Here is a 9,898-nt window from a genome sequence, read left to right as displayed (position 1 = left end):
CGACCTCACCACTGTTGATCAGCAGACACCGCGCGGCGGGATGGTGGGCGCGCAGGTAGGCGGCGGTGGCCGTGGGCGCGGTCAGGATGTCGTCGGCACCGACCGGGAAGCCCTCCCGGACCAGACGTCCGGCGACCGCCGCGCGGGTCCGGGAGGTGGTGTTGGTGACCAGGACCAGTGGGAGATCCGCGGCGCGCAGCCGTTCCATCGCCTCGACCGCACCGGGCAGCGCTTTCCAGGAGACGGTGAGCACGCCGTCGATGTCGATCAGGACCGCTCCGATTCCTTTCATACGCCGACGGTAACCACGACCGGCCAGGGCCGCGGGCAGCGCGGGCCCGACTTGCGTGTCCCCCCGGGACGGTGTTAGTTCGAAGGTGAGGTGTGGACGCAGCTTCCGTCTCCCCTGGTAGGGGGTGCAACGTGCTGTTCACTGACCGCGCGGACGCGGGGTGCCGGCTGGCCGAGGCGCTGGGGCACCTGGAGGGGGAGGATCCCGTCGTACTGGGCCTGCCCCGAGGCGGGGTCCCGGTGGCCTTCCAGGTGGCGCGGGCGCTCCACGCACCGCTCGATGTGATCGTGGTCCGCAAGCTGGGCGTCCCCTACCAGCGCGAGCTGGGCTTCGGCGCCATCGGCGAGGGCGGCGTACGGGTGATCAGCGACGACATCGTCCGCCGCGGCCGGCTCACGGAGTCGGATCTGGCCTCCGTGGAACATGCCGAGGCGGCGGAACTCACGCGGCAGGCGGAGCGCTTCCGCGCCGGGCGGCAGCGGCTCCCGCTCGACGGCCGGACGGTGATCGTCGTGGACGACGGGGTCGCCACCGGTGCCACGGCGGCGGCCGCCTGCGAGGTGGCGCGGGCGCAGGGCGCGGCCCGGGTGGTGCTGGCGGTGCCCGTGGCGCCACCGGACGCGGCCGAGCGGCTGCGTACCGCCCTCGATGAATTCGTGTGTCTCTCCACCCCGTTCGCCTTCTCCGCCGTCGGCGAGTGGTACCGGGACTTCTCCCAGACCCCGGACGACGAGGTCGTCTCGCTGCTGGCGCAGGCCGCAGAGGGCCCCGAGGAATCCGCCAGCACGCCGGAGGGGCCGGCGGTGGACGAGGACGTGGAGCAGGAGGTGGCGATCGACGCCGCCGGGGTCCGTCTCACCGGGGACCTCATGGTGCCGGCGGGCGCCGAGGCGGTGGTGATGTTCGCGCACGGCTCGGGCAGCAGCCGCCACAGCCCGCGCAACCGGCTGGTCGCCGCGGCCCTGAACGACGCGGGCCTGGGCACCTTGCTCTTCGACCTGCTCACACCGGCGGAGGAGAACAACCGGGCGAAGGTCTTCGACATCGAAACCCTCGCCGGGCGGCTGGCGGACGCCACCGGTTGGCTGCGCGGCCGCACCGCGGGCCCGGTCGGCTACTTCGGGGCGAGCACCGGAGCCGCGGCGGCACTGCGGGCCGCCGCCGGCTCCGGCTCCGGCGCGGATGTCGGTGCGGTGGTCTCCCGCGGCGGCCGCCCCGACCTCGCCGGTCCGCACCTGTCCGGCGTACGGGCGCCGACGCTGCTGATCGTGGGCGGCAACGACACCATGGTCATCGAGCTCAACCGCGCGGCCCAGACGGCACTGCGCTGCGAGAACCAACTGGAGATCGTCCCCGGCGCCACCCACCTCTTCGAGGAACCCGGCGCCCTCCAGCAGGTCGCCGACCTCGCCCGGGACTGGTTCCTCACCCACCTGGTGAAGCAGGTGTAGCGCCCTCGGTCGGGCTCAATCGAGGGTGAGTTCGCCCATCTTGCTCCAGCCGTCCGCACCCTCGATGGTGGTGCTCACGATGTCGGGGGTGTGGCGCAGCAGCGGGCGCATCCGCTCGATCCCGGCGCGGAAGTGGTCGGAATTGACATGCGCTTCGGCCGCGTCGTCCTTGAATGCCTCGACCAGGACATAGGTGTTGGGGTCAGCAATGCTGCGGGACCATTCGAACCACAGGTTGCCGGGCTCGGCGCGGGTGGCGCGGGTGAAGGATTCGACGTGCTGCGGCCACTCGTCCGCGTATTCGGGCTTTACGGGGAACTTGACGACAATGAAGATCATCCAGCGATGATAGGTCACCTGGCGCAGGCATCCGTCACCCCGGGGGAGTCCGGGTCCCGGCCCCGGTCTCCGGGGTGCGGGTCAGCGATTTGACGAGCAGCACGCCCAGCACGATCAGTGCCACACCCAGCCATGTCGGTCCGGCGTCGAAGGCGAGCACGAGGATGCCCACCGGGGTCAGATAGCCCGCCAGCGGGATGAGCAGGCTGCTGACGGGGGGTTCCGGCGGACCGGGCACCTTCCGTCCCTGCCGTACCCGGGCCCGTACGACCTCCGGGTACCACTGGGTGAACCGCAGCGCGACGATAATGGCCGCGATCTGGATGACCCAGCCCGTCCACAGGTTATTGGAATTGTGCAGGACGAGGTCGCCGTAGGCGCCGGATATCGCCGCCACTCCGAATGCGGCACCCCATGCACCGGTGATGTAGTAATTGGTCCGCAGGAATGCCGGCTCGTGCCAGAGTTCCCGCGGCACCTGTTCCCTGGCGTACTGCAGGGTGAACGGCATCCGGACCGCCATGGATCCGAGGGCGATCACCAGCAGCGCGATGTTCGAGATTTCCCCGGAGTAGTTCTCCAGCCAGCGGTGGGTGCCCGCGGAGGCGGTGATGCCGATGACCGCCAACACCGCGAAGAAAACCACATCTGCCACTTCGAGGAGTTTGAAGGACGTGCCGGGACGGCGTACGCGGCCGACGATGACGATCGCCACGGCCAGCGCGAGGGCGATGCCGACCGCCAGCTCGTAGCGGCCCGGCCCGACGAGGACGGACATGGCGATCCAGGGCGCCATTCCGACGACGGGGCTGTCGAGAAACTGCGACAACCGCCCGTCGGCGGCGGTCTCCGTCCGGCCGGGTGACATGGCAGCAGCCCCTCCTCGGGTGCAACTCCTTTCACGTTAAACCGCCGCGGCGGCTCCCTCTACTCGGGCGCCGGGCGGCCCGGGAGGCGCGGCAGCCGGAGGAGTACGGACGGGTGCGGACGGGCCTTCGGCCTGGCGTGCGGGGCACCTCGGGGGTGGTTCAGGGACGGGTCAGGGCGATCCCGGACGGCAGCGCGGCGCGGACGCGCGATGCTGTCCGCATGAGGTCTTCTTCCGTGTTCCGCAAGGCAGTTGCCGTTCCCACCGCGCCGCTCCGGCGCCGTTCCGCGCTCAACTCCGGCCGCCTGCCGGGCTGGAGTGGAGGGTCGGGGCGGGGACCGGCGAAGCGGCCGCGTCCTCCGGACACGCGCGTGGGCTCCTGGTCTCCGCTGAGACGCGGAGGCCAGGAGCCCACGGGTGGCCCCTCGGCGGGAGCCGGTCACCGTCCCTGCTTCAGGACTGCGGCCGCTTGCCGTGGTTGGCACCGTTCTTGCGACGGGCCTTCTTCTTACGACGGCGCTTCGATGACATGGCGTCCCCTTCCTGACGTTCTCAGCGATATGTTTCGCCGCATTTCTACCACTTCACCACGGTATCCTGCCCGGCGATCACGGAGCCCCGTACCCGGCCCTACGCGGCTCATCCCGCCCCGAGGTGTGAATCACCCCACGACGTCCCTGCTCGGCGGGTGCGCGACGGCCTCACAGATCGGCCTCCTCCCCGAGGTAGATCCCGGCGAACGCCTTTGCCGCGGACTCGCTCCCCAGCAGCCGCCGCAGCCGCGCCCGCGCCGTGCCCGCCTGGAACCGGCCGCCGGACGAGGCGCCGTGCAGCACCTCCGAGAGCCACTGCGAGAACTCCAGGTACTGCCAGACCCGCCGCAGACATGCCTGCGAGTATCCGGCGAGACCGCTGTCGTCGCCCCGGTAGTGCGCGATCAGCGCATCACCGAGCAGCAGGGCGTCATGGATCGCGAGGTTCATCCCCTTCGCGGCGATCGGCGCGACCAGGTGCGCCGCGTCGCCCGCCAGGTACACACGGCCGTGCACCATGGGCTCCACCACGTAGTCGTGCATGTCCAGGACCACCTTCTCGATCAACGGCCCCTCGGTGAGCGGTGGGGCGCCGGCGGCGGCGAGCCGGATGTGCAGCTCGCTCCACACCCTGGAGTGCGACCAGTTGCCGGCGTCCTCGCCGGGCGCGACCTGGAGGTAGTAGCGGGTGACGTCGGGGCTGCGGGCCATATGGGCACCGAACCCGCGCTCATGGATGCCGAAGACCACACCGTCCGCGGACGGCGGCGCCTCGGCGAGCAGGGCGAGCCAGGCGACACCGTGGTCATGGCGGGTGAGGACCGCGCGGTCGGCGGGTATCGCCGCCCGGGTGACTCCGCGCGCGCCATCGCAGCCCGCGATGACATCGCAGGCCAGGTGGTGCCGGTCGCCGGTCGCCGGGTCGGTGTACGACACCGCCGGCCGCTCGCCGTCGATGTCGTGCAGCCGCACGTCCTGCACCCCGAAGCGCACGTCCCCGCCCGCCACATCGGCGTAGGAGGCGAGCAGGTCGGTGACCAACAGCGGCTGCGGATAGACGAAGTGACGCCGCCCCGACAGCTCCGCCGTCCGGACGGTGTGCCGCTTCCCGTCGAAGCGGAACTCGAACTCCCCCTGCGTGGCAGCCCGTTGGAGCAGCCGGTCGGCGAGCCCGTGCCGTTCCAGTGCCCGCACTGCCCACTCCTCCATGAACCCGGCCCGCGGCCGCTGCTCGATGAACTCCCTGCTCTCCGCCTCCAGCACCACACAGTCGACCCCGGCGGCGCGCAGCAGGTTCGCCACGGTGAGCCCGGCGGGGCCGGCACCGACGATGACGACGTCGGTTCGTGTGCGGAGGAGGGAGGTGGTGGAGGACACGCCGCGGGTTCCCTTCGGAGCGGGGAGAAAGATCGCAGGCAGTATGGCGGTTGGCGGCGCCGGGCGATCGGGCGCCCCGGCAATCGACCGATCATGACCTGCTGTCGCCGGGCGGACACGCTGCGTCGTTCCGGTGGCCCGGGTCTGCCGGGCGCGGGGGGCGGGACAGGTGTAAGGAAGAGATATGAGCGTCCGGCGCGGTCTCACCTCCTCCGGCCGACCCTGGCGGCTGGGCCGTGGGCTGATCGCCCTCCCGCTCCTGCTCATCGCGGTGATCACGGTGATCGACATCAATACCCCGACCACCATCCACCTGGGACCGTTCCTGGTGGCGGCGCCCGCGATCACCGCGTCGTTCGCCGGTGCCGGTGTCACCGGCGCGGTCGGGGTCCTCGCCGTGGGGGCCCAGGTCGTCATCGGCGAGCTGCACGGCGGTCTGCTCACACCGAACCATCAGGCCCAGATCGCCGCGCTCGTCGTGATCTCCGTCCTCGTCACGGTGTTCCGCTACCTCCGCGACCGACGCGAGCGGCAGCTGCACCAGGTGCGGTCGGTGGCAGCCGCGGCGCAGGAGGTGCTGCTGCGGCCGCTGCCCCACCGCGCCGGACGGCTGCGGATCGCGTCCACGTACCTCGCGGCGGAAGCCGAGGCCCAGATCGGCGGCGACCTGTATGCGGTGGTGCCCGCACCGGGCGCGACCCGGCTGGTCGTCGGCGATGTCCGCGGCAAGGGGATGGCCGCCGTCGGGGAGGCCGCGGTGCTGGTCGGGGCCTTCCGCGGGTCCGCGTACCGCAACCTTTCGCTGCCCGGCATCGTGGCGCACCTGGGAAATTCCGTGTACTGGAACACGACCCAGCTCGACGGCGCCGGGCCGGAATCCGCGGAGTCGTTCGTGACCGCCCTGGTCGTCGACGTCCGCAACGACGGCCCGTTCATCGAGATGGTGAACTGCGGGCATCCGCCGCCGCTGCGGCTGCGGAACGGCACCGTCGAGATCCTGGAGGTCGCCGAGCCCGCCCTCCCCCTGGGCCTGACCGCCCCCTCGGAGAGCGATTACCGGGTGGAGCGGTTCGGGTTTTCGCCCGGTGATCTGCTGCTGCTCTACACCGACGGTGTCATCGAGGCCAGGGACCGCTCCGGCACGTTCTATCCGCTGATCGACCGGCTCACGTCCTGGAACGAGACCGACCCCACGGCCCTGGTGCGCCGGCTCCACCACGATCTGCTCCGGTACGCCGGCGGCACCCTGGGCGACGACGCGGCCGCGATCGCGATCGCCGCACCACCCGGCGCCCCGGCGTAGCGGGCCCCGGCGCGGATCAACCCCGTCCGCTCAACACCCGTCCACTCAACCCCTGTCCACTCAACCCCTGTCCACTCAACCCCTGTCCGCTCACCCCTCGTCCGCCGGAAGCGGATTACGGCCCGCACCGCCGGACGAGTCCGGTCGGTCCACGGTGACCAGGAGCAGCGCTGCGACGATCAGCACGGCCTGCACGGCGAACGCGGACGACACCCCGACCCGGTCGGACAGTGCCCCCAGCGCCAGCGGTGCGGCCATGATCGCGGAGTTCACCACGAGTTGGTTGCGGGCGGCCGCGAGGTCGGAACGGTCCGGCGCGGCGGCAATGGCGTGCGAGAAGCTGAGCGGGAAGAGGTTGGCCACTCCCGCTCCCGCGATCAGCAGCGCGGCGCTGGACAGCACGAGCTCGTGCGAGGACCAGAAGACGCCGAGCCCCGCCGCGGTGAGCAGGAGGGAGCCGGCCAGCAACCGGGGCGCCCTGCCCTGGTCGTTGACCAGCCGGCTCCCCGCCGTACGCCCGATCAGGATGCCCACGGCGAAGAGGGTCATGAGGGTGGCGGCATGGCTGATGCTGAGGTCCAGGCGGCTCACCAGCAGGGGCGCTCCGTAGAAGACCGTCCCGAACTCGATGCCGGCCGCGGCGCCCAGAGCGGCGGAACGCAGCCAGAAGCGGCCGGGCAAGCGGCCTGGGCGCACGGTGCCCGCGGCGGGGCCCTCCTGGTCGGGCAAGGGCCTGCCCCGGCCCAGCGCGTAGAGGAGAGCGAGGGCGACGACCGGCAGCACCAGCCCCGCCCGCCAGCCGCTGTCGCTGCCGCCCAAGGAGCCGATCACGGCGGGGGCGAGCACCGCGGCCAGACTGGCGGTCGCGTTGGCCTCCACCAGCGCCCGGTCCCGGTGCGCGGAGTGGTGGACGGAGAGCAGGGCGAGGCTGGACGTCTGGAGCATCGGTCCGGTGAGGCCCAGCAGGGCCGTGGCGGCGAGGGTGAACGCGACCGTGTGGCCGACGGCGAGCAGGACGACGCCACCTGCGGTGCCGATCACGGACAGCCAGAACAGCCGGTGCCGGCCCAGGCGGCGCAGCGCCTGGGTGAAGAAGAGCCCGGACAGCACACTGCCGGCGGCGAACGTGGTGGAGTGCAGGCTCATGACCAGGTAGCTGAAGCCCAGGTCACGCCGGAGAAGGGTGAGGAAGGGGGCGAGGGCGTACAGGCAGTAGGCGTATGCCGCCAGGCTGGTGTACCCCAGGGCGGTGAGGCGATCACGCCGGAAGACCGGCCCGTCGCGGCGGGCGGAGAAGTCGCACGAGTCGGCCTCGACCGTCCCGCGAGGGGCGGTGGGGCCGCGTCGTCGCGGGACGGTCATAGGTCAACAGCCTCCGGCGACCGCGGGGATGACGGAGATCTTCGACCCGTCCGGGGTGACGGTCCCCAGGCTGTCGGCCCCGCGGATGTCCTCGTCCTCGACGTAGACGTTGATGAAGCGGCGCAACTTCCCGTCGTCGTCCAGGATGCGTGAGCAAATGCCCGGGAAATCGCCCTCAAGGGCGGTGAATGCCTCGCCGACGGTGCCCGTGTTCAGCGACACTTCTGCCGCGCCGGCGGTGTAGGAGCGCAGGACCGTGGGAATCCGGACTGTCACCGGCATGGTGAGCCCCCTTCTGTGTGGGTTGCCGTGGTCGGGGTCACCGGGTGGTGCCCCGCAGTGGAGCGAACTGCATGTCCTCCTGGCCCGCCACGTCGAGCACCGCCCCGGCCGCGTGCCGGCGGAACGACACCGCCTCGAAACCCGGGACGATGTGGCGCGCCCCGCCGGCCCGCAGGGGCGCCGGGTCGAGAGGGCTCACCGCGACGCAGGTGGCGCCGGCCGCGGTGGCCGCACGCACCCCGCCCGAGGTGTCCTCGAAGACCAGGCACTCGACGGGCGGGATGCCCAGCCGGCGGGCGGCCAGCAGGTAGCAGTCCGGCGCGGGCTTGCCACGGGCCGATTCGCCCCAGGTCACGGTGGTGCCGAAGAGGCCCGTCAGCCCGAGCGTCCGCAGCGCGCGGTCCGCTCGGGCTGCCGAGGCACCGGTGACGAGGGCCAGCGGTACGCCCGCGCCGGCCAGGTCGTGCACGAGTGCGGAGGCATGGGGCACCGGCGTGAAGGCAAGGTCGGGCTCGGACTCACGCACCCGGGTCAAGACCTTCGCCCGGTCCTGTTCGGCGAGCGGGGCGAACACCGTCTCGACGGTGTGCTCGGGGACGCAGCCGTACACGTGGGCCGCGAACTCCCCCTCGCTGATGGTCAGTCCGTACTCCGAGGCCAGCCCGTTCCACAGGTCGGCGACGGCTTGGTCCGTATCGACCAGGACGCCGTCCATGTCGAACAGCACGCCAGAAAACTGCACAGTGATACCTCCGGTATTGCCTTACTTGTCGAGCGGACCGACGAGGTCCTGATCGGCTGCCAGACGGCCGGCCTCCACCGCCAACCGCATGGACTCCGCGAGCTTGGTGGGTGAAGGAGCCTGCGCGACGGCGGTGTTGACGAGTACTGCGTCGGCACCGAGCTCCATCGCACGGACCACCTGGGCGGGAGTGCCCAGGCCGCCTTCCAGCACCACCGGTATGGAGACGGCAGCCATCGTCTCCCGCACCGCGCGCTCGTCGACCACGCCCCGGGCGCTGGCGACCGGCGAACACATGATGCGGACGGCGGCACAGCCGGCCTGCTCCAGGGCGACGGCCGTGGCGGGGTCGGGCAGGATGAACGGCAGGACGTCGAAGCCCTCCGCGATCAGCTCCGCTGCCGCCGTGACGGTCTGGGCGTTGTGCGGCAGGTTGTCCGAGGGGCGGACATCGAGCTTCATGATGTCGATGCCGTAGGAGTCCCGCAGCCGGCGCGCGGTGAGCAGAGCGTCCTGCTGGGAGCGGGCGAAGGACGTGGTCCCGATCCACACGTAGTCGTCGAGCCCGACGGCGTCGTCCAGGTCCGACATCAGCAGGCTGGGCTTGGTCTGTTCCAGGTCGAAGGTGGTGATGAAGACATCGCACGCCGCGCTGCGCAGGACCTCGCTGACGAGCGTGGGGTCGGTGTACTGCTCAATGCCAAGGATGAGCCGGGACCGGAATTCGCGGCCACGGAGGGAGAGCCAGGGATCAGTGGTAACAGCAGCACTTACGGCAGCCGTTGACATAAGTTCTCCTTTGGGGATCTGAAAGAGCAACGACATGGTTCGAGTGGAATCAGTGGCACCAAACTCTTCCGTTCACGAATGTGTGCGTCATACCGCGACCGCCGAACTCTCCACTCATCGAGTTGATGTCCGCGGTGTGAATCGACGGATGGATCTTGGGTCCGGGCACGCCCAACTGTCAACTGCCAAAAGCCGGTTGAGCTGACCGGCGCGGATCATTCCGGGACCGACCACACCCCTGTGAACTGCACGGATTGCGGGGTGGCCGGGCATGACAGGTACCGCTGGAGGATTCACCGCACCAAGCGGTCATCAAGGAATCGTGATCCAGCGGCTCCGGCCATTGCCCTGACCTGGGATTCATCTTCTGTTCACAGCTGACTTTCCGCCAGCGGCCGAAACCCCACCCCCATGTTGACCAAGAGAGTCCTCTCAATTGGCCGAATCCCTCTGCCGAATGCCATGCCGACACAGAGGTGAACGAATGATTCCGGACGCGTCGCGGATGCTGTCCATTCAGGGTGCCGCGGGCCATTTCCCTCCTTTCTCATAGGAAAGCC

9 protein-coding genes and 1 pseudogene are annotated in these 9,898 nt (G+C 70.7%); 2 read left to right on the top strand and 8 right to left on the bottom strand.

The features are described 5' to 3' along the window. Positions 1–292, bottom strand: a pseudogene (locus EST92_RS08795) (TIGR01458 family HAD-type hydrolase); the annotation flags it as partial. A gap of 131 nt (positions 293–423) precedes the next feature. Between EST92_RS08795 and EST92_RS08790 the strand changes: the two are divergent. Further along, positions 424–1,743, top strand: a complete 1,320-nt coding sequence (locus EST92_RS08790; protein WP_129280373.1) for a phosphoribosyltransferase family protein — start codon at positions 424–426, stop codon at positions 1,741–1,743. Between the two features lie 15 nt (positions 1,744–1,758). On the opposite strand, the gene EST92_RS08785 is transcribed toward EST92_RS08790, so the two are convergent. The 3 genes from EST92_RS08785 to EST92_RS08775 form a co-directional block, all read right to left on the bottom strand. Further along, on the bottom strand, positions 1,759–2,082 hold the full coding sequence (locus EST92_RS08785; protein WP_129280372.1) for a putative quinol monooxygenase: 324 nt from the start codon (positions 2,080–2,082) through the stop codon (positions 1,759–1,761). A 34-nt stretch (positions 2,083–2,116) separates the two neighbouring features. Next, entirely contained in the window at positions 2,117–2,950 is an 834-nt protein-coding gene (locus tag EST92_RS08780; RefSeq protein WP_129280371.1) for a hypothetical protein, read from the bottom strand. Positions 2,951–3,651: 701 nt separating this feature from the next. After that, on the bottom strand, positions 3,652–4,860 hold the full coding sequence (locus tag EST92_RS08775) for a 4-hydroxybenzoate 3-monooxygenase (RefSeq protein WP_129280370.1): 1,209 nt from the start codon (positions 4,858–4,860) through the stop codon (positions 3,652–3,654). A 184-nt stretch (positions 4,861–5,044) separates the two neighbouring features. Between EST92_RS08775 and EST92_RS08770 the strand changes: the two genes are divergently transcribed. Further along, entirely contained in the window at positions 5,045–6,163 is a 1,119-nt protein-coding gene (locus EST92_RS08770; RefSeq protein WP_129280369.1) for a PP2C family protein-serine/threonine phosphatase, read from the top strand. Between the two features lie 90 nt (positions 6,164–6,253). On the opposite strand, the gene EST92_RS08765 is transcribed toward EST92_RS08770, so the two are convergent. Genes EST92_RS08765 through EST92_RS08750 form a run of 4 tightly spaced genes read right to left on the bottom strand, consistent with a single transcriptional unit; the run spans position 6,254 to position 9,338 of the window. Then, on the bottom strand, positions 6,254–7,525 hold the full coding sequence (locus tag EST92_RS08765; protein WP_129280368.1) for an MFS transporter: 1,272 nt from the start codon (positions 7,523–7,525) through the stop codon (positions 6,254–6,256). Positions 7,526–7,528: 3 nt separating this feature from the next. Next, positions 7,529–7,807 carry a MoaD/ThiS family protein gene (locus EST92_RS08760; protein WP_129249526.1) on the bottom strand — a complete coding sequence of 93 codons (279 nt, stop codon included), beginning with the start codon at positions 7,805–7,807 and terminating at the stop codon, positions 7,529–7,531. Positions 7,808–7,844: 37 nt separating this feature from the next. After that, positions 7,845–8,549, bottom strand: a complete 705-nt coding sequence (locus EST92_RS08755) for an HAD family phosphatase (RefSeq protein WP_129280367.1) — start codon at positions 8,547–8,549, stop codon at positions 7,845–7,847. A 21-nt stretch (positions 8,550–8,570) separates the two neighbouring features. Beyond that, complete coding sequence (locus tag EST92_RS08750) at positions 8,571–9,338, bottom strand: HisA/HisF-related TIM barrel protein (RefSeq protein WP_129280366.1); 768 nt, start codon at positions 9,336–9,338, stop codon at positions 8,571–8,573. Positions 9,339–9,898: the final 560 nt, after the last annotated feature.

It is taken from the genome of Streptomyces sp. TM32 (assembly GCF_004122755.1).
Classification (GTDB): Bacteria; Actinomycetota; Actinomycetes; order Streptomycetales; family Streptomycetaceae; genus Streptomyces; species Streptomyces sioyaensis.
This window is presented reverse-complemented; position numbering and strand designations above follow the sequence as displayed.